This is a genomic window from Pseudoalteromonas rubra (assembly GCF_004212645.1).
In the GTDB taxonomy this organism is placed as follows: Bacteria; Pseudomonadota; Gammaproteobacteria; order Enterobacterales; family Alteromonadaceae; genus Pseudoalteromonas; species Pseudoalteromonas rubra_G.
Map to the genome: position 1 here is coordinate 15,641 of NZ_PPUZ01000017.1, position 21,305 is coordinate 36,945.

The following is a 21,305-nucleotide window of genomic DNA, read 5'->3' on the forward strand; positions in this document are numbered from 1 at the left end:
CTTTGCGGTGTAACCGACACTGCTCTGACTGCTAAAACAGGGCTTTGCATACAAAGCCCTGTTTTTTGATAATTGCCTTTTCTTTCCTTCATTACTGTATTATCAGTGAGTTACATGTTAATAACCTGCGTAAAGTATAGTTGCCTTTTATGCATCTGTTGAAAAAATAGAAACGATGTTAAAATGCATGTGCAAATCACGCGATTGAAGTGATTAAACACAGCACAATAATACGAGGATGGAAAACCTCGATGCAGGAAATACAATAATGATTAAAATTAAGGGTTTAATGGCTACAGGCCAGAATAAATGGCCGATAGCCGCTTTAGCGCTCGCATTGAGCGGGTGCGGAGGAGGCAGTGAGAGTACTGAACCGGGTGCTAGCGCTGGAACGGATTCCGACTCGGATCAAAGCACAGTCACGGCTGAATCTAACCAAGCGCCGGTAGTAAGTATCGCTGAGATGCTTGAGCAACAGGAGCGCATCGCTTTTTCACTGACCGCCAACGCAAGCGATGAAGATGGTCACGTGGCCAGTTACGCCTGGTCTCACAGCTCGTCGCTTTCTTTAACAGCAATAGGTACCGACACGGCAACACCGACTTACACGGTACCGGATATCCAGGAAGATACGAATATCACCTTTACGGTTACGGTCACTGACGATAAGGGCGCGACGCAGCAATCCAGTCAGAGCGTGCTGATCAAGCGTAATACGGAGTCAGTCACCCTGAATGGTCGTGTGACCGATGAGCCAATCGCCAATGCCAATGTGGTACTGGCTGCGGGCAGCACTGAGGTGCAGGTCAAGGCAAACGAAGCTGGCCACTACACAGCGACACTGCTGGTGGATGAGAGTGAAGCACATTACCCGGTTAGGATTTCTGCAACCGGCGAGGGGGCGCAGAGCCAGGTTGAGTTTGTTTCTGTGCTGAACTCGATGGCACAGCTGGTGCAACAAGCGGGTGAAGATGGCCTGCTTGATAAGGCTGAAAACTTTGGTGTGAATGTCACCAACGTGTCGACTGCGGAATATGCCTTGATGACCCGTACGGGTGCGCCGCTGACCAGTGATCTGGAATTAAATCAGGCACTGTTAAACGTTGATGCCGATGAAAAAATGCTGCTGGCTTCTTTGATTAAAATCGTGGTCGATCATAGTGACTATCGCCTTCCCGAGGGCGTTACTTCGACACTGGATCTGGTTGATGATGAGCACACAGCTCAACAATTTGAAAGTCAGATCAATGCCGCTGATCCGGCGCTGATAGAGCAGACGAAAGCTGCGATAAAGCAAGATGGCGATTTAGTTGACGACACAACTTCCCCACTTGGGGGTGAGTTTATCCTGCAAGCCGTGAAGTATTTCAATGCCGGTGCATATCATCTCACCCTGAGCGATGCTGGCAAAGGGACGCTGTCTGCCATTAATACCGTGGAGATCGAAAGCTGGCAACAAGACCACAACAAAGTGCAGATCACCTTAGCGGAGCCGCTTCATATCTCTACCTGGGAAAGCAATACCGATCGCTCTGTCTACATAGATTCACTGGAAATAACGATCCTGGCGGAAAATGCGGTGTTCAAAACCGTTGACATTGTTGAGCAAGGCACGACGGTGTTCGGCGGAGATGAATCATCTACAGAACCTTATGAAAAAGCCTACACCAGTAATCTGCTGGATAAAGGTATGACGCTGGCCCTGCCTGATAACGAAGAAATGCTGGGCTTATGGCATATTGAGGTGCGTGAAAGCGATGGCAAAACCGCTCGTGGCTTTCCGGATCAATATCAGCTAGAGCAAAACGGCGAAATTTCCACCCCCCTTCAGGATCCTAAGCGCGAGGTGCAGGCCTGGCGCGTAAACGGCAACACGCTGGAAGTTGATTACCAAGCGAGTGAGCAAACCGTGACAGAGGTATTCTGGATAACCAAAAAACTCGGCGCAGCCTATCAATATGTCAGCCTGGCCCGGGGAGAAGCTGGTATGGCCGATACCCGCTATGGGATCCTGGTGAAGCAGCAGCCTGATGCGGCATTTACCGACCGCAATGTGGTTGGCCGCTGGCAGGGTTTCATTGGCACGAGCCAGACTTTTAGTATGGATTTATTCAGCAGTGGTGAGCTGTATATTGATACTTATGACTGGCAGTATGCCTGGCGTGTTGATAAGGGGGAGTTAATACGAGAGCGTTTCAGGTATGACAACACACTAACCCCGGAATGTAAGCCGGGTATGCCTGACTGCATTTTGGAAGCTAAAGTGACACATCAGTTAGTGGCGCAATCAGGTGAGCATTATTATGTAAACCGCCAGTATGAGCAATTTGATCGTGAAGGTAATACCACTTCTCTCTATCACAGTCTGCTGGTCTATCGTTATACCCCTGAAATAGTTCAAACTGAGTTTTTGCCAAGCAATTTGGACGATATTCACCATATGTGGGCAAATGACGAGAGTTCGCGTTGGAGCAATGTCACTTTTGGACCTATGCGTTGGTACTCAGAGAGTTCTGATAGCGTTACAAACCGGCTGATTATTGATAACACTGTGTATCAGTATGAACTAGAAAATGGCAAATTGGCGATCATGCTCGACGAGCAAACTCATTATGTTGAGCTCCTGAACTATGACGCAAGTGGTATGCAGATCTGTTTTTATGCGGCCAGCCAGGGGTGTCAGGAATCAGATAAACAACAGTGGTACTACGATTTTGACGGTTACGCTATCGCCACCCAGACGATAGGCCAGGGCAGTGTTTATCCGCGCTATCAGAAAGTCCCTGAAGGGCATTCTGCATTTGTCTATGCTGAGCCCGAGGCTGGTTACATGCTGCAGAGCATTACAGGCTGTGATGGTGAACTATATGACCCGGACTATCACGTTCCAGCACGTGATACGGATTGTGAAATTACCGCAACCTTTGTTGAAAAGCCCGACCTGGCAGAGCTGGCCGGTATCACGGATCTCCGCCTGGTTGAGTGTGTCAATCAGACATCAGCTCAATCGCCTCAGGCAATTACCTCGCTGGCTTGCACCCCAGGTGATGCCATTCAGTCACTCAATGGTTTGAATAATTTAACCGGTTTGCAAGATCTTACGCTCGGCACTGTGACTGTAACTGAGTTCGACCTGTCTGGCTTGAGTCAACTGACATCCCTGAGCATTGAGAGAAGCGAGCGAGGGATCACCCGTCTTAATGTCGCGCATCCAGAGCTGTTACTTACGCTGAAATTAAGCCATGCCGGACTGAGCGATGACATGCTGGCATCGCTGGATTTGGCCCGTTTCACTGCACTGCAACAATTGGATTTATCCAGTAATGCGCTGAGCATGTTCAATGGTGACAGCTGGCCAAACCTGATCAAGCTGGTATTGTCAGATAACCGACTCGACACACTCAGCCTTGATCACAACCCTCAGTTGCATGAGCTCGATGTCGATAGGAACTCGCTGACAGAGCTGAACATTGCACACAATTTGCAGCTGCGTCACCTTGAAGCTGGCTGGAACGCGCTAGAGCAGCTGGATATAACTGATCATGCCTCCCTGTACAGGGTACAGCTTTTTGCAAACCAGTTAACCCAGGTGTCGACTGGTGAACATCCTTGGCTGACTCAGTTTTGGGCTTGGCATAATAAGCTGACTGCAATTCCATTGGATGGGATGCCACGGTTACAAATGTTAGACCTGGATGATAATGAGCTGGCGCAGCTGGATACCTCTCATAACCCCGAGCTGAAATATCTAGATATTGGCGCTGCACAGCTTGACCAGCTGGACCTGTCCGCTAATCTCATGCTGGAAACGCTTTACGTAGACAATATTCCGTTGCTGAGTGAGTTGGATTTGAGGCAAAATTCGCAGCTGACAATCCTGGACATTAGCCGCAATACCCGCTTACAGTCTGTTATGCTGGCTGACGGAGTACAGCTCGAACAATTGGATATATCGTATAGCCCTTTACTTATGAGCCAGCTGGGACAGCTTGATGGTGAGCGTCTCTCTTCCCTTAACATCAGTGGGGTAGACCCGCGCTGGGTCAACCTGGCTCAGTACCCGCAACTGACATCACTACACTGGCAGCGGGCATCATTGGCGCAGGTTGATTTGTCCAGCCTGACCAGACTAAAATGGCTGGAGCTTAGTCATAATCCACTTAAGCAAATTGATCTGAGCCATAATACTCTATTGGAAAGCCTGTCTTTTTCCTACACGTCTATTACCGAGTTAGATTTACAGCATAATCCGCGACTAGAATATGTTTCTGTGTATGGTAATGCACTGCACTCAGTGACCGGGGTTGAGGTGATAGAAAATAAAGATGTGCACTTAGCACTTTACTGGAACCCGCTTAGTGATGACACGGCTTCTTACTTGTTACGGTTGCAGAATGAGGGGTATGGCAACCTGACTTACAGCCAGTCATCTAGGGCTGATATTACCGTCACAGGGCCGGGCAGCGTCAGTGAGTCATTTTTTGTACTCGAAAACAATCAGTCTTTTGAGCTTATCTTACAGCCCGATCCCGGCCATCAGGTTGGCAGCGCCACTGGTTGCCCGGGTGAGTTACAGGGCACAATTTACCGGCTTGGGCCACTGCAAGGCTATTGTGTATTGCAGGTGGAATTTGTGCCTCTGCCTTAATTTTATGCCTGCGTTGAGTGTTGCGGTATCACCGACTTTGCACTGACGCTAAAACAGGGCTTTGCGTGCGAAGCCCTGTTTTTGTATGCAGCAAACAGTGAACTTGTTATTTGTGTATTTTTGATTTAAAAAATTGCAAAAAACAGGCTAATTATTCTTTTAAACCGACTAAATAAACAGATTCAAAATCACAATTCCTCTTTAAATAGATTAAGATCTCCGCCAAATTGTCATCCCTAGGCGAGAGCAAAATGACCGCAGTAAACAACCAGAATTTGCTACAACTTCGTTTTATTCAACAAGCGCAGATCGATGCCGTTAAACCCTCGTTTAACCGTCTGCCAGATAACCCGTATGCAGACGGCGCATTCAGAAAACGCCGTTACTCTGTATTGAAATTCGCCAATGGCGAGGTGGCATTGCAGCCGACCAAAGCCTTTGTCCAGGACGACTCAATCAATACCTTTCAGGGTAATGTTGAGCGCGTGTATGAAAACCTGGAAGACGCACTGATCCACAGCGAAGGTTTCAAGCACCTGCTCAATGAGTTTAAAGCAATGACAGGTATCAGCGATGAGCGTGATATTGAGGTGCACCAGTTCCGCATGCTGGCCATTGAGAGTGATACACCGCCAGCGCCAGAAGGTGTGCATCAGGATGGTTTCGATCATGTGTGTGTATGTGGTGTTTCTCATGAGAACATCGCAGGTGGTGAGCTGTTGGTGTACGAGCACAAAGACGCTGAACCCTGCTTTAAAATGGAGATCAAAGATGGTCTGTTTGCCCTGGTCAATGACCGTGAGGTTTGGCATAACGCGACGCCTATGAACAAGTTAGATGCCACGCAGACCGGCTACCTGGACTGCTTTGTGTTCACCGCGTAAGAGGCCATTATGAATCTGAATCAAGTGCGTCGTCAGTTTCCAGCCCTGATGCAGCAAGTCGCAGGTCGCTCTCCTATTTTCTTGGATGGTCCGGGCGGCTCTCAGGTGCCACAGTCTGTATTGAGCGCCATGTCTGCATACCTTGGGTACTTTAACTCAAACCTGGGTGGGGCGTTTTTCTCCAGTGATAAAACCGTTGAGCTGATGAACAATGCGCGTCAGGCGGTGGCGGATTTACTCAATGCTCCGGCCAAAGAGCAGATTGTGTTTGGCGCCAACATGACCAGCCTGACCTTTAGCTTCAGCCGTGCGATTTCCCGCGACTGGCAGGCGGGTGATGAAGTGATAGTCACCAATGCCGACCATTTCTCGAACGTGTCGTCATGGCGTCAGGCTGCCGAAGACAAAGGGGCAAGTGTGCATGCGGTGAAAGTGAATGAAGCCGACTGTACGCTGGATATGGATCATTTCCGTAGCCTCTTGAGCAGCAAGACCAAGCTGGTGGCGGTGACTTATGCGTCGAACACCACAGGTTCTATTAATGACATAAAGCAGATCGTTGAGCTGGCGCACCAGGTCGGTGCCTTGGTGTATGTTGATGCGGTGCACTATGCGCCCCATGAGCTGATCGATGTGCAGGCACTGGACTGCGATTTCCTGGCATGTTCCGTCTATAAGTTCTTTGGTCCGCACGTGGGCGTGGTTTACGGTAAAATGGCCCACCTTGCTGGCTTTACGCCTTACAAAGTGGAACCGGCCAAAGACGTGGTACCGGGTCGCTGGGAAACCGGTACTCAGAGCTTTGAAGGCCTGGCGGGTGTGGTGGCGGCCATTGATTACATTGCGTCACTGAGCGGTCTGCCAGAAGATGCGCCACGACGTGAGCGTCTGAGCGTGGCATTTGCCAATACCAAGGCCCATGAAATGGCGTTAAGTGCGCACTTTTTGTCGCGTTTGCAGGCGTTCCCGCAGATCCGCTTATATGGTATCGCAGACACAGAGCGTCTGGCAGAGCGCACACCGACCTTTGCATTGACCTTTGATGGCGTTGCGCCGCGCGCGGTGTCTGAATACCTGGGCAAGCACCATATTTGTGTCTGGGATGGTAACTTCTATGCGCAGGGTTTGTGTGAGCAGCTCGGTGTGATGGAAAGCGGCGGTGTGGTGCGGATTGGCTGTATGCACTATAACACCATCGAAGAGCTGGACACCCTGTTCGGTCACTTCGAAACGTTATTGGCACAGTAATCATAAAAAAGGCGTCTGGTTAGACGCCTTTTTTAATACAGCTCCCCATTAGCAGCCAAACTGAGGCTTGTTACTGACGCAGCCCAGATAGCTCATACAGTACCAGGCGGGTTGCGTATGTGGGCAGGTTGCAGGGGCCTGGCTGTTACCGCCGGCAATGTCTTGTGTCTGCTTGTTATTCAGGGGAATAGAATTGAGTTGCTTGATAGATTTTTTCGATAGGGTTAGTTTCATGGTCCTGTCCTTAAGTGTTGTTTTAACAGGTCCATCATATTGGTATGTAGTAAAAGTTGACAAGTGAGAAAATTTTAACCAGTTGCGTTTGTCCAATGTGGATCTGTAACTAAAGGCTCACTCTCACTATAAATGATCTTCAATATAATGATTGAGCTGGCCTATCCGGGCGCTCATGCCCTCGATGATCTTGTCCTTAATTTTCTCTCTGATCACATTCGGCAGTCGTGTCAGCGCATCGGGTGTAATGGCCAGTAAGATGGTATCTTTGCGTGCCAGCGCGCTGGTGCTGCGCTCCCTGTGCGTGATAAAGGCACCTTCTCCGAGAAACTCACCCGGGCCAACCCGGCCAATGGCATGGTGTTGATCCTGAGTATAGATAGACAGCTCGCCGCTGAGCACAATGTAGAGTCGGTTATCTTTGTCAAAGCGCCGAAATGCGTGCTTATCCTGACTGACCAGGTAAAGGTGGCTGAATGATTCGAGCAGCACCTGGCGTTCAGACAGTGTAAATTCTTTAAAAAAACTCAGCCTGTTGAGTATTTCCAACTGTTTTATCAGCGGGATATGCTCCAGTAATTTCATTATTCAGTGCGCGATAGGATCAAGATGACTGCATAGTGCTTGCTTTTTAAGGTGGGGTCAAGGGACAAGCGCGTGGCGTAAGCCACCGGGTTGGGTTCCGGCGGCCCGGCATGTATTAGCAGTTTGGATCATAAGGTGAAGTCGGGCAGGTTAGTCCCTGATAGGTCATACAGCCCTTGTTATAGGGCGAGCTCGCATACTGGCCGCCCGCAGCCTGTGGCGTCAATTCCTGTGCCAGCGGAGTTTTGTTGTTTAAGCGTTTGAGTGATTTTTTCTGTAAAGTGATTTTCATAGTCGTTCCTTAAATGTTGTATTTTTTCTGTGCAATGGCACTTTCTCAAAATACGATTTCCAGCTTTCAGGAACAAGTGGTGATTTTTCATACAGGCGCTGTGCACTCAGGTAAAGTTACGCTCCTTCAGTTTGCGGGTCAGGGTGTTGCGACCCCAACCGATTTTCAGGGCGGCTTCTTGCTTATGACCATGGCATACGGCCAGCGCCGTTTTTATTAAGCGGGTTTCGAGCTGAGCCTGTACCTGAGGCCAGATATCTTCTTTACCCTGATGCAGCTCTTGCTCCAGCCAATGCTGAAAGGCGTCCAGCCAGTCACCTTCAATGGCTTCGCTGTTGGCGGTTTTTAGCGGTTGATTCAGCTCCTCTGGCAGATCTGCGACATTGATGACATCGCCCGGGGCCATTACAGTTAACCAGCGGCAGCTGTTCTCAAGTTGACGCACATTGCCAGGCCAGTGAAATGCCTGCATCACATTAAGCGCCTCTGGCGTCAGTATCTTGCAAGGCACTTTTAATTCTTTAGCACTGCGGGCGAGAAAGTTCTCACTCAGTTTGGCAATGTCTTCCCGGCGTTCCCGTAAAGGAGGGAGCTTAAGACGGACAACGTTTAGGCGGTGGAATAAGTCTTCACGAAACTCGCCCTGTTCAACCAGACGCTCCAGATCCTGATGCGTTGCCGCAATGATCCGCACATCCACTTTCACACTGTGATGCCCGCCTACCCGATAAAATTCGCCGTCTGCCAGCACCCGTAATAAGCGGGTTTGCACATCCAGTGGCATGTCGCCTATTTCATCCAGAAACAAGGTACCGCCATTGGCCTGCTCGAAGCGTCCGCGACGAATGCTGTCAGCACCCGTAAAGGCGCCTTTTTCGTGACCAAACAATTCCGATTCGACCAGATCTTTGGGAATGGCAGCCATATTCAGTGCGATAAACGGCTGCTCACGACGCGGGCTGTGATTATGTAGCGCTCCCGCAACCAGCTCTTTACCTGTGCCCGACTCGCCATTGATCAGCACACTCATGCTGGAGACGGAGAGCTTACCGATCGCCCGGAAAACCTCCTGCATGGCCGGAGCCTCTCCGATAATATCGGGCTGTTTGCCATTGCTGCTGGGACGTTTGGCTTTGTTATTTTGCGAGCTTGCCTGATAGGCGCGCTCCACCAGGGAGACGGCTTCATCCAGGTCAAATGGCTTGGCCAGATATTCAAAGGCGCCTTTTTGAAACGCATTGACGGCAGAGTCCAGATCGGAGTGGGCCGTCATGATGATCACCGGCAGGTTTGGGTGCTGTTCGGCAATCTCTTCCAGCAAGGCCATGCCATCTATGCCCGGCATTCTGACATCAGAGATCAACACAGCAGGCTGATCATAGGTCAGTGCCGTGAGCACATCCTGGCCGTTAGAGAAACTCTCAGTTTGAAAGTCTGCGCGGGCCAGCGCTTTTTCCAGTACAAAGCGAATAGATGCATCATCATCGACAAGCCAAACATTTTTCATGGTGTGATCCCACTTCTTAAACTAGGTTACGAACACACGTCTGTAGGACGTGTTTATGCTTCAAAGGGCAGGTAGATAGCAAACTCGGTATGGCCGGGCCAGCTGTCGCAATCAATAAAGCCATGATGTTGCTCGACCAGAGTCTGGGCAATCGACAAGCCCAGCCCTGAACCGCCTTCTTTATTGGTGACCATAGGGTAAAACAAGGTGGCCTGCATTTCCTGTGCAATACCCGGTCCGTTATCGGTGACCCGGATCTGCAAGGCTTTTTTCATCAGTTGCTTGCCGCGCCTTACTCGGTGACGGATCCGGGTTGATACTTTAATTTCGCCTTGTTCACCCAGCGCTTGCTGTGCATTGCGAATAATATTGAGTACCACCTGCTGGATCTTGGCTTCGTCCATTATCACATCCGGTATGCTGGGGTCGTAGTCTTTGACCAGGTGGATGCCGGGGGCACCATCGAGTTCACTCAGTCGGATCACCGACTCCAGCATGCGGTGGACGTTACAGGGCTCCTTTCGGGGTAACTCATTGGGGCCCAGCAGTCTGTCCACCAGTTCGGTCAGGCGGTCGGCCTGTTCAATGATTAACTCGGCGCACTCGTCACGTTCTTCCTGCTGCACTTCGTACTGCAATAATTGCGCCGCTCCTCTTATCCCGCCGAGCGGATTTTTGATTTCGTGCGCCAGTCCACGGATCAGGTTGCGGGCAGCCTGATATTGGTGCGCCTGATTAAAGGCCTGATCGAAACGCAGCTCTTCGTCGATACGGCGACACTCAAGCTGAATAAACGCCCGGCCCTCAAACATAAAACGCCGTGCAAACAGGTTCAATGTGCTGGCGCGATTATCGATGAACACCACGTCTACCTTGTGCTGCTGGCAGTCGACGCCATCGTCCAGTACATACCGCTGGAGCCGCTTCATGTCGATCATGTGGTGATGAAAAATCGCCTCAAAAGGTTGGTTCAGTAAGCGTTTGCTGCCCAGCCCAAGCAGCTCGCTGGCACTGTTGTTGGCAAAATAAATGGTCAGATCTTCGGTCAGTAAAATCACCGCAGTAGAGAGATTTTGCCATAACTCGTGTATTAATTCAGAGGCGGGTTGTGCCATATTGGATCACCTTGCACCAAGTTGGTGCACTGCAGATTAGCACACCTGTTAGTATAATCAACGGTTGAGCAGACTGGCGCGGTGCAGGAAAAAGGTGGTTACTGCACTTTGGGCAACCAGCATGCCTTTGTCATCAAAGACCTTCATCTGCAATTTGTGTTCCCCCCTGGGCACATCACGCAAGGCGAAGGACGCCGAGGTCTGTTTTGGGCCAGCAGGCTTACCATTGAGAAACAGCTGAACCTGAAAACCATTAGCAAAACGGGGCGTCACTAACCCATTCACATAGACACTGCCACTGTTTTCCCGCAGTGTTTGCTGATCGCTGGGGGCGGTAATTTTCGCCTTGTAGGTCACCGCAGGGGTTGTCGGGTTGGGGGTCAAAATACTGGTATCCGTGGCAGGCATGGTAAGCATATTGGTGCTGAGTTTGACCTTCTCAGAGCCCTTTTTCGGCACATCGGAGTATACCCAATTGCCGTTTTTGTCTTTCCAGCGGTAGACCTTTTGATCCGATACAGCGCTGCCGCTGTACACCAAACACAGAATCACCCAATAAAGCCGCAACACAATTTCACCTTGCTCAAAAGACGCACATGACCAGCTATAACTTTAGTGCTTTTAGCGCAAGTTTACCATTGCACTGATACGAAAAAAGCCCGCAATGCGGGCTTGAGAACACATATGATTTAAGAGCGCAGAGTCAGCCTGTTCTTTCACCGAGCAGCTGCCTGGTCGGTGAGCGAATACGGCTTAATTAAGTATTCCGGGCTGCGCAGTGTACAAGCCTTATCAGCCTGTACACACCAGAACACCGAAAATCAGCTTATACGCTGTAGTACATTTCGAACTCAACCGGGTGAGTTGTCATGTTCAGCTTCTCAACTTCCTGAGACTTCAATGCGATGTATGCATCAATCAGGTCATCAGTGAATACACCGCCCTGAGTCAGGAACTCACGGTCTGCATCCAGAGAATCCAGTGCTTCTTGCAGTGATGAGGCAACCGTCGGGATCTCTGCAGCTTCTTCCGCTGGCAGGTCATACAGATCTTTGTCCATTGCATCACCAGGGTGGATCTTGTTTTTGATACCATCAAGGCCAGCCATTAGCATGGCAGAGAACGCCAGGTACGGGTTCGCAGTAGGATCCGGGAAGCGTACTTCAATACGACGTGCTTTTTCAGACGGTACAACCGGGATACGGATAGACGCTGAACGGTTACGTGCTGAGTAAGCCAGCATAACAGGTGCTTCGAAGCCAGGTACCAGGCGCTTGTACGAGTTGGTAGAAGCGTTAGCAAATGCGTTGATGGCTTTAGCGTGCTTGATGATACCACCGATGTAGTAAAGCGCTTCTTCAGACAGACCGCCGTACTTGTCGCCAGCGAAGATGTTTTTGCCATCTTTACCCAGTGACTGGTGACAGTGCATACCAGAGCCATTGTCGCCTACCACAGGCTTAGGCATAAAGGTCGCTGTTTTGCCATACAGGTGCGCCATGTTGTGGATAACGTATTTCATTTCCTGAATTTCGTCAGCCTTGATCACCATAGTATTGAAGCGTGTTGCGATCTCGTTCTGACCGGCAGTGGCTACTTCGTGGTGGTGTGCTTCAACAACCTGACCCATTTCTTCCAGTACCAGACAGGTTGCGCTACGCCAGTCACCTGATGAATCAACCGGTGCAACCGGGAAGTAACCGCCTTTTACGCCTGGACGGTGACCCATGTTGCCTTCTTCGTAGCTTCTGTCTGAGTTCCAGCTTGCTTCCTGGGCATCAATTTTGTACATAGAGCCAGACATGTCTGTTTTGAACTTCACGTCGTCAAACAGGAAGAACTCAGGCTCTGGGCCGAACAGTACGGTGTCAGCAATACCCGTAGAGCGCATGTAGTCTTCTGCACGCTTAGCAACAGAACGCGGGTCGCGCTCGTAACCTTGCATGGTTGACGGCTCAAGTACGTCACAACGTACGATCAGCGTGGTTTCTTCTGAGAAAGGGTCTAGTTTAGCGGTAGAGGCATCTGGCATCAGGACCATGTCTGATTCGTTAATGCCTTTCCAGCCTGCGATAGACGAGCCGTCGAACATCTTGCCGTCTTCAAAGAAGTCTTCATCGGCCTGGTGATGAGGAATAGAAACGTGTTGCTCTTTACCTTTGGTATCCGTGAAACGTAAATCAACGAATTTAACGTCGTGTTCTTTAATAAGGTCTAAAACCGATTGTGACATGTGTCCTCCGACTCGTAGGGTTATATTTTGTTGCAGTGCTCTGCATTTGCGCACTACTAAGCGTTATTCGTGCCAGTTTTGTAATTCATTGTTAATAAATGAATTATTTTTATCCATAACGTATTCAATCTTATTTTGCACCATTGTGGTGCGTATCAATATTGGGTTTTGCACCACGCTGGTGCTCTGCGCAATGGTTTCAATGTAGCACATGGCCGTGACTGTGGAGCGACAAAACAGCAGACTTTGCGTATTTCATGGTCCTGGCTGTAAAAAAAAGCTGGATAAACTTTCATCTGTCACATTATTAGGGGATAATACGCGACCTTTAATTGTGGATCGGCATCTTAGGTGCGCATTTTTGCGCGATTCGACTAGGATCACTGAGGGCCAACTTCTCTGAGTAAAAATATGAGCATTGAAAAGTTAAGAAATATCGCGATCATCGCGCACGTTGACCATGGTAAAACTACCCTAGTCGATAAGCTGCTAGAACAATCTGGCACATTAGAGACACGCGGTGGCAACGAAGAGCGTGTCATGGACTCGAATGATATTGAAAAAGAGCGTGGCATCACCATCCTGGCGAAAAACACCGCCATCGAATGGAACGATTACCACATCAATATCGTTGACACCCCGGGACACGCCGACTTTGGTGGTGAGGTAGAGCGTGTACTTTCAATGGTTGACTCAGTATTGCTACTGGTTGATGCCCAAGAAGGTCCAATGCCGCAAACGCGTTTCGTAACGCAAAAAGCATTCGCGCTGGGTCTGAAGCCTATCGTTGTTATCAACAAGATTGACAAGCCAGGTGCGCGTCCTGATTGGGTTATGGATCAGGTATTTGATTTGTTCGACAACCTGGGCGCGACTGACGAGCAGCTTGACTTCCAGGTTATCTACGCATCTGCTATCAATGGGTGGGCGACGCTGGACCTGGACGAGCCGTCAGACAACATGCAACCTATGTTTGAAGCCATTGTTGACCAAGTAGAAAAGCCAGACGCAGATCCAGAAGGCGCGTTCCAGATGCAGATCTCTCAGCTGGACTACAACTCTTACATCGGTGTAATCGGTGTAGGTCGTATCAAGCGTGGTACAGTGAAAGTTAACCAGCAAGTCACTATCGTTGGTGCCGATGGCTCAACACGTAACGGTAAAGTAGGTCAGGTACTGACTTATCTGGGCCTTGACCGTCACGAAGCACAAGAAGCACAGGCTGGCGACATCATCGCTATTACAGGTCTGGGCGAGCTGAAAATCTCTGACACTGTGTGTGATGTCAATGCCGTTGAAGCCCTGCCGGCGCTGTCTGTTGACGAGCCAACAGTAACCATGACGTTCTCTGTAAACACGTCTCCGTTCTCAGGTCAGGAAGGTAAATTCGTTACTTCACGTAACATCCTTGAGCGTCTTCAGGCTGAACTGGTACACAACGTTGCACTGCGCGTTGAAGAAACCGATAACCCGGACAGCTTCCGCGTATCTGGCCGTGGTGAACTGCACTTAGGCATCCTGATTGAAAACATGCGTCGTGAAGGTTACGAGCTGGCGGTATCTCGTCCAGAGGTAATCCTGCGCGAAGTAGACGGTCAGCTGGAAGAGCCGTATGAAACAGTGACTGTTGACGTACAGGAAGAGCACCAGGGCGCTATCATGGAGCAACTGGGCCTGCGTAAAGCAGAAATGACTGACATGGCACCAGATGGTAAAGGCCGTATCCGTATGGACTTCATCATGCCATCTCGTGGTCTGATCGGCTTCCAGACTGATTTCATGACACTGACTTCAGGCTCAGGTCTGATGTACCACACGTTCGATCACTACGGCCCGCACAAAGGCGGTAACATTGGTCAACGTAAGAACGGTGTACTGATCGCAAACGCAGCGGGTAAAGCGCTAACCAACGCCCTGTTCAACCTGCAGGACCGTGGTAAGCTGTTCATCGGTCACGGTGTTGAAGTATACGAAGGTATGATCATAGGTATTCACGCACGTGATAACGACCTGACAGTTAACGCCCTGAAAGGTAAGCAGCTGACTAACGTACGTGCATCGGGTACTGACGAAGCACAGAACCTGGTTCCGCCTATCATCATGACACTAGAGCAAGCGCTTGAGTTTATCGATGATGACGAGCTGGTAGAAGTCACACCAGAAAGTATCCGTATTCGTAAGAAGCTACTGACTGAAAGCGAGCGTAAGCGTGCAAGCCGTCAGGCTAAGTAAGTAATTACTTGCCGAATACTAAAAAACGCCGCATTTGCGGCGTTTTTTATTGTGATAACGAATGAGCTAGCACAGCCCATGCGTGTCATTTCATGGTGCCAGCATTGATTACTCAGAACAAACCATAGGCTTCTGTTTCTTCCGGCTCATAGTCTTGTAAGTGATCCGGACGGAAAATGGCGCTTGGATCCAGTACCAGGCTGTGATGCTCTCCTTGCTTAATTAGCCCTTTCATCATCTTGCGCGTTTGCGGGTCGATTTCAAACCCCATACTGGTCATTTCATGCAGGGACTTGATGTCTGATTCATCACAGTGAATATTGTCTTCGACCTGATCAACCAGCAGACCAATGTGCGGCCGCTGGCCATCCTGAGTGGTAAATACGATGATGGGTTTGTGGTCGAGGATGATCTGATCCCGGGCTGATTCAAACAGGCGGATCAGCTTCATAAAGGTGGTTGCCTTTTCTTTTTCCAGCAATCGCAGGGCCTCGTCTTTATCACCCTTAGCATTGAGGGTGAGCAGCTTATCGGCCAGTGCATGGAGCTTGTTATGGGGTTCCTCAAAGCGCGCCAACAGCGTGCGTAAGTCTTCGTTGTCGGTTTTGAAGCTGTAGTACCATTTACCAAACGCAGATTGCTTAGGGTCTTTGGCCTGGGTAAAAGGTTGATCGTTGTAGATGCAGCGCTCCAGCTCTGCGAGCCAGGCTTTCTGATCTTGCTCGCGCTCCTGCAACATAGTAACCAGAGACTCGTTGATGTCGTAGGACGATTGATTATTCAATATCAAACCGAGATCAAAGATAGGCGTCGGTGTGCCCATATAATCCTTTACCCCCATAAAACTGGGGTTGTCGTTGGGCAAAGAGGTAAGGTTGCCTTCATAGCGCTCCGTCAGCAGGATATCCAGTATCTTTAGTGAAATGGTTTTTTTCCCTACCCGAAAATTGATTAAGTCCATGTCTGCCTCTGTACGTTAACGTTATGCCCTAAGCATAGACATTATTGAAAATAAGATCGATACACACGGGGGTTATTCTCCGTGCCTGTGAGCCCAAAAATTGCCCGGATCGCCGGGTCTTTTTGCAACACCTGTTGCATCGCGCCGCTCAGGCATGTGCGCTGGACTGGCTGTGGGCAGTAGTCGAGCGCCGAGATAAAAATGGCGGCATTAAGAAAGCCTTCAAAGATCTGCGGGCTGACAGCCAATGTATGTTTGGCTGCCAGGGTGCGAAATAACTCACACAGCTGTGCCTTGCACTCATTGGGATTGGGCACGACCTCGCTTATCATCAGCGTGGGTTGACTGGTCAGCTTGGCAAACAGTGCACTGGACGAGGTGAAAGACACCCCGGTAAAGGTGCCTTTAAACCCCCGGTGCATAGCTTTGTCGATAAACACCGACAGAGGCTGATAAGTACCAATCATCGCTACAGCCGTCACCTCACTGCGCATGATCTCCTTGAGGGCCTTGTTGATATCGGCACTGTTGCGGCGAAAGCGTGCCGTGACTTTGGGGGAGAGGCCCCGTGCGTTCAGTGCCTGGCGAAAACTTTTCTCCAGGGTCAGGCCAAACTCGTCGGCCTGGATCAACAGAGCAATGTCTTTATGCCCCTGTTCATCAACCAGGTAACGAACCTGTTCAGTGGCTTCATCGAGGTAACTGGCGCGCCAGTTAAACACCGGGTAGGCGGTATCGTGGCGCAGAAAATCGGCACCCGTAAAGGGCATTAAAAACGGTAGTTGGTGATGCGTCAGGATAGCCTGTATCGCATGGGCGGTGGGCGTGCCCATGTTACCAAACAGGGCCAGTACCTTATGCTGTTCAATCAGATAACGGGTGTTGATGACGGTGCGGCTGGGCTCATAGCCGTCATCCAGCACCATCAGTGAAACCGGTGGGTGAGATTTGCCGGGTCGGGCATTGGCATAATCAAAGTACAGCTGTGCCCCTTGCCTGAGTTGCTGACCAATGTCTTTGGCCGGGCCAGTCAGTGCGACCGACATGCCGAGCCTGAGCTCGTCATCGGCGATAAGCTCAGGGCTGCCCAGCAGGGCGATGCAGCAACTCAGGGTTGAGATTAATTTCAGCATGTACTTCCGTCACTATTGACCGCAATGCGGCTTGTCGTTGTTTTTTTGTAGCCAGACTCACAGTATCTTCTAATACTTTTGGCGGGTGACGTTGTAATAATAGCCGAATCATTGTGACTTGGGAACTGGCTGATAATCGGTCCAGAAGCGATGGATGACAGCGGATCAGTTCTTGGAGCAGGGCCGCTATTTGCTGCTCTCCCGCCGGGGTACTGGCAAAGTAGGCCAGTTGTTGTAATAACAAGGCGTCGGGCGTGTTATACGGCAGGGTTTTACACAGTTCAGTGACCAAAGCGCAGGGTAAGTCGCGATACAACTCGCTGAGCTGATGAAACCACAGGTGTTTAAACCAGAGTTGCAGCGGCTCCAGCGCGATTTTGTCAGTCACCGGCTTGATAACCAACACAGCAAATTCACCACTGGCTTTGTCCTGCTTAAATCCCAGTTTGACGGGCCGATACTGATGGTGTTGCCAGAACCTGAGCAGTTGTGCGGTACAGCCAAAACTGCTGCCGAAGTAGTCAACCTGGCCGCTGAGCTGTTGCTCGGCAAAGCATAACAGCTGACTGCCAATGTTTTGTCCCTGTTGCTGTGGTGACACCGCAATCCGCACAATGCGGGCACCAAGGCGCTGAGCAAGCGCCGGGTTGCCGGTCAGTTGTGCAAGCTGCTGCGCCATTAAGTGCCCGGCCGGGCGGCGCGTTGTTGCGGCTATATCCTGACTGAGTGCAACGTCAAAGCCGCCTTCGAGTTTGAGCAGGCACACCGCCACCACACAACCTTGCTGACGGGCAAGATATAAGCGATTATGCGGACTGTCGAGCAGCTGGCGCAGATCGTTCACTGAGGTTTGATAGTGTGCCAGCACCAGCAGGGCAAAAACCTGAGACAGGGTGTCTTCATCCGCTGCCAGTTGTGCGCCTGAGAGCGAGTCGAATAGCAGTGGTGCCGACGGTGCTGGCGACTTTTGATAGTCACAATCCAGAGCAAACAGTTGGCGTAATCGGGCTTCGAGCGGATCTTGCTCGCTGTAGCGGATCGGTTGACTGAGAGACAAACTGAGGCGCTGCGGATGGGTGTGCTCAAGCTGTCTGGCAAAGCGCAGCGTATAACCCCGGCCATTGCCCTCATAGCCAATCAGAGTGCTGGAAAACACCACCTTAGGGTAAGCATTCAGCAGCGACATCAGCATGGGCACGGGGATCGCTGCGGCCTCATCAACCAGTAACACATCACAGTCCGGGCGCTGTGCAAGTAGCTGATCGGGTGGCATAAAGCGCAGGTTTGCAAGCTGGTTAAGCTTATCGGTGACCGGCTCACCCAGTGCCGCGCCAAGATGGACAAAGCTGTTATGCACGGCACGACGTTGCTGCGCGCATAAAATAAAGCTTAGCGCTGGCAGGCCTGCGGCCAGTTTGCCCAATAACGAGGACTTGCCCCGACCACGATCGGCGCTGAGCAACACCGGCCCGGGCGCAGGCTGAGTTAAGTGTTCCGTAAGTTGGGTGAGCGCGTTGTGTTGCTCGCGGGTGTCGAGTGTCGCGTGCGGCGCGTTGTAGTGCTGTGGCAGTAAATCGCCCTGTGCCTGGCTGATCTGCCACACTGAGTTGCTGCTTAGCAGGCACTTCCAGCGCTGCAAGTAGGGGCTGGATTGCGCGGTTTCGTTATAAGACAGCCAACGTTTCAGTGCCGGATCGCACCAGCTATGCCATTGAGATAAGTCCGGAGAAAGTAAAATCAACAGGCCACCAGCTTGTACTGTGCCTGCGGCGGCAGCCAGCTTATTTGGTAGCAAACCGCTGTAAAGGTCGTAAACGACGCTGGAATACTCCTGGCCCAGCACCTGATGCAGATGTTCGGGCCAGCAGGCACCTGGCAGCTCTGTGTGCTGACTCAATATCAGTGCCGAATCAGCCAGGGTGGGAAACAGGCGCTGTACTTCTTTATAAGTCCAGTCCTGCTCGCCGCTGATCAGCAACAGCTGACGATGTCTGGCCTGCTTGAGCTGGGTAAGCAGGCGCGCCAGCTTAGAGTGCTTGCAGTCTGGCATAGGCAGTGACCAGCCACTTGCTGCCGACATCGTCAAAATTCACCTGAATACGTGACTGTGCGCCGCTGCCTTCGTAATTGAGTACCGTGCCGGCCCCAAATTTGGCATGCAATACGCGCTGGCCCAGGCTGAAGCCGCTGTCTTCAAATGCGGCATGGCTCACCGAGCCGCTGAAGCGACCACTGGGGGCCGGGCGTGACACTTGCGTTTTAATGCGAATTTCTTCCAGGCAGTCTTCGGGGATCTCACGTAAAAAGCGCGACGGGCTGTGGTATTTTTCCTGACCATAAAGTCGGCGGCTTTCCGCATGACTGATATAGAGCTTTTCCATTGCCCGGGTCATGCCCACGTAACACAGGCGGCGTTCTTCTTCGAGGCGACCGGATTCTTCATGGCTTTGTTGTGACGGGAACATGCCTTCTTCCACGCCCACCATAAAGACCAGTGGGAACTCCAGACCCTTGGCCGAGTGCAGCGTCATCATCTGTACCGCATCTTCGTGTTCGTCGGCCTGACCTTCACCAGACTCCAGCGAGGTATACGCCAAAAACCCTTGCAGTGGTGAGGTGAATTCTTCTTCTACCGGCAGTTCAAACTGACCGCAGGCGTTGATCAATTCCTCAAGGTTTTCTACCCGGGCACGGCCTTTTTCGCCTTTTTCGGCCTGATACATGGCCAGCAGACCCGACAGTTCTATGGTGGTTTTGGCTTGCTCGGCCAGCTCCAGTTCCATCAGCTTGTCGTCGAGCTGTTCAACCAGTTCAATGAAGCGGCGAATAGCGGTGGCGGCGCGGCCAGCCAGGTGGCCCTGTTCCAGCACGGCTTTGGCGGCATACCACAGGGGCAGCGACTCAGCGCGGGCACAGTCGCGGATATGACTCAGGGTTTTGTCGCCAATGCCACGGGCGGGGGTGTTGATCACCCGCTCAAAGGCCGCATCGTCGTTGCGGTTACTGATCAGGCGCAGATAGGACAGAGCATCTTTGATCTCCTGACGCTCGAAAAAGCGCATGCCACCATAAATGCGGTACTTTAGACCTTCCTGCAACAGGGCTTCTTCCAGCACCCGCGACTGGGCATTGCTGCGATAAAGCACGGCGCAATCGCTCAGTGCGTTGCCGCCCTGTAGCCAGGATTTCACTTTACTGACCATAAAGCGGGCTTCATCCAGTTCGTTAAACGCCGCATAGACGGAAATTGGCTCGCCCTGATTGCCATCGGTCCAGAGGCTCTTACCCATGCGCTCGGCGTTGTTCTGGATCAGCGCATTGGAGGCTTTCAGTATGGTGCCGGTAGAGCGATAGTTCTGCTCCAGTCGGATCGTTTGCGCGTCAAAGTCGGTCAAAAAGCGTTTGATGTTTTCAATCCGTGCACCGCGCCAGCCATAAATACTCTGGTCGTCGTCGCCCACGATCATGATATTGCTGTCGCTGCCCGCCAGCAACTTTAACCACAAATACTGAATGCTGTTGGTATCCTGGAATTCGTCGACCAGCATATGGCGAAAGCGTTGCTGGTAATGGCGCAGTAGCGTGGGGTTTTGCTGCAGTACTTCGTAGCAGCGCAGCAAAATCTCGGCAAAATCGACCAGTCCGGCGCGATCGCAGGCATCCTGATAGGCGGTATACACCTGCAACATCAATTGTTCATTAACGTCATAGGCAGTGATGTCTTTGGGGCGCTGACCTTCGTCTTTGCGTGCACTGATATACCAGCTGAGCTGCTTGGGTGGCCACTTTTTATCATCGATGCTCATCGACTTCAGCAGGCGTTTGATCATTCTCAGCTGATCGTCGGAATCCAAAATCTGAAACGACTCTGGCAGATTGGCCTCGCGATGGTGGGCGCGCAAGATACGATGGGCGAGTCCATGGAAAGTGCCGATCCACATGCCACCGACCGGGTTTTGCAAGGTCTCTTCGACCCGGGTACGCATCTCTTTGGCGGCTTTGTTGGTAAAAGTTACGGCAAAAATACTGTACGCCGAGGCATGCTCAACCTGCATCAGCCAGGCGATGCGATGCACCAGCACCCGGGTTTTGCCCGAGCCTGCGCCCGCCAATACCAGCATATTTTGCAGCGGTGCAGCCACCGCTTCACGTTGTTTGTCGTTTAAGCCATCAAGTAATTCTGATACGTCCATCTTTGCGCCCGTCGTCTTTATTCAGCGCAAAGTATACCTA

15 protein-coding genes are annotated in these 21,305 nt (G+C 51.1%); 4 read left to right on the forward strand and 11 right to left on the reverse strand.

All coding sequences use genetic code 11. From position 1 onward, the window contains the following. The first annotated feature begins 268 nt into the window (after nt 1-268). The 3 genes from C3B51_RS06020 to C3B51_RS06030 all read left to right on the forward strand — a co-directional run bounded on the left by C3B51_RS06020 (nt 269) and on the right by C3B51_RS06030 (nt 6,780). Nucleotides 269-4,648, forward strand: coding sequence for a PKD domain-containing protein (locus C3B51_RS06020; RefSeq protein ID WP_130244491.1), 4,380 nt, complete (start codon nt 269-271; stop codon nt 4,646-4,648). Nucleotides 4,649-4,899: 251 nt separating this feature from the next. Further along, nucleotides 4,900-5,532: a 2OG-Fe dioxygenase family protein gene (locus tag C3B51_RS06025; protein WP_125720310.1), complete on the forward strand. Its 633-nt coding sequence runs from the start codon at nt 4,900-4,902 to the stop codon at nt 5,530-5,532. A 9-nt stretch (nt 5,533-5,541) separates the two neighbouring features. Continuing rightward, nucleotides 5,542-6,780, forward strand: a complete 1,239-nt coding sequence (locus tag C3B51_RS06030; RefSeq protein ID WP_130244492.1) for a cysteine desulfurase-like protein — start codon at nt 5,542-5,544, stop codon at nt 6,778-6,780. Between the two features lie 48 nt (nt 6,781-6,828). Here C3B51_RS06030 and C3B51_RS06035 read toward each other — a convergent pair whose 3' ends face one another. The 7 genes from C3B51_RS06035 to glnA form a co-directional block, all read right to left on the reverse strand. Next, nucleotides 6,829-7,014: a hypothetical protein gene (locus C3B51_RS06035; RefSeq protein ID WP_125720306.1), complete on the reverse strand. Its 186-nt coding sequence runs from the start codon at nt 7,012-7,014 to the stop codon at nt 6,829-6,831. Between the two features lie 126 nt (nt 7,015-7,140). After that, nucleotides 7,141-7,599: a cyclic nucleotide-binding domain-containing protein gene (locus C3B51_RS06040; RefSeq protein ID WP_125720304.1), complete on the reverse strand. Its 459-nt coding sequence runs from the start codon at nt 7,597-7,599 to the stop codon at nt 7,141-7,143. Nucleotides 7,600-7,714: 115 nt separating this feature from the next. Next, nucleotides 7,715-7,891: a hypothetical protein gene (locus C3B51_RS23550; protein WP_156158646.1), complete on the reverse strand. Its 177-nt coding sequence runs from the start codon at nt 7,889-7,891 to the stop codon at nt 7,715-7,717. Nucleotides 7,892-7,997: 106 nt separating this feature from the next. Beyond that, nucleotides 7,998-9,398: a nitrogen regulation protein NR(I) gene (ntrC, locus tag C3B51_RS06045; RefSeq protein WP_130244493.1), complete on the reverse strand. Its 1,401-nt coding sequence runs from the start codon at nt 9,396-9,398 to the stop codon at nt 7,998-8,000. A 53-nt stretch (nt 9,399-9,451) separates the two neighbouring features. Then, entirely contained in the window at nt 9,452-10,513 is a 1,062-nt protein-coding gene (gene glnL / locus C3B51_RS06050) for a nitrogen regulation protein NR(II) (protein ID WP_046004888.1), read from the reverse strand. 57 nt (nt 10,514-10,570) lie between these two features. Further along, nucleotides 10,571-11,083 carry a DUF4124 domain-containing protein gene (locus tag C3B51_RS06055; RefSeq protein WP_240657439.1) on the reverse strand — a complete coding sequence of 171 codons (513 nt, stop codon included), beginning with the start codon at nt 11,081-11,083 and terminating at the stop codon, nt 10,571-10,573. A gap of 256 nt (nt 11,084-11,339) precedes the next feature. Continuing rightward, on the reverse strand, nt 11,340-12,746 hold the full coding sequence (gene glnA, locus C3B51_RS06060; RefSeq protein ID WP_125720298.1) for a glutamate--ammonia ligase: 1,407 nt from the start codon (nt 12,744-12,746) through the stop codon (nt 11,340-11,342). 411 nt (nt 12,747-13,157) lie between these two features. On the opposite strand from glnA, the gene typA reads away from it, so the two are divergent. Continuing rightward, complete coding sequence (typA, locus tag C3B51_RS06065) at nt 13,158-14,978, forward strand: translational GTPase TypA (RefSeq protein WP_130244494.1); 1,821 nt, start codon at nt 13,158-13,160, stop codon at nt 14,976-14,978. A 112-nt stretch (nt 14,979-15,090) separates the two neighbouring features. Here typA and C3B51_RS06070 read toward each other — a convergent pair whose 3' ends face one another. From C3B51_RS06070 to uvrD, 4 genes are read right to left on the reverse strand one after another with little or no spacing between them, the layout of a single operon-like run. Continuing rightward, entirely contained in the window at nt 15,091-15,939 is an 849-nt protein-coding gene (locus C3B51_RS06070) for a chemotaxis protein CheW (RefSeq protein ID WP_130244495.1), read from the reverse strand. A 41-nt stretch (nt 15,940-15,980) separates the two neighbouring features. Continuing rightward, on the reverse strand, nt 15,981-17,072 hold the full coding sequence (locus tag C3B51_RS06075) for an ABC transporter substrate-binding protein (RefSeq protein WP_130244496.1): 1,092 nt from the start codon (nt 17,070-17,072) through the stop codon (nt 15,981-15,983). Then, nucleotides 17,017-19,152: a GNAT family N-acetyltransferase gene (locus C3B51_RS06080; protein WP_130244497.1), complete on the reverse strand. Its 2,136-nt coding sequence runs from the start codon at nt 19,150-19,152 to the stop codon at nt 17,017-17,019. The genes C3B51_RS06075 and C3B51_RS06080 overlap by 56 nt, the downstream gene beginning before the upstream one ends. Next, nucleotides 19,100-21,265, reverse strand: coding sequence for a DNA helicase II (uvrD, locus tag C3B51_RS06085; protein WP_130244498.1), 2,166 nt, complete (start codon nt 21,263-21,265; stop codon nt 19,100-19,102). The genes C3B51_RS06080 and uvrD overlap by 53 nt, the downstream gene beginning before the upstream one ends. Between the last annotated feature and the right edge of the window lie 40 nt (nt 21,266-21,305).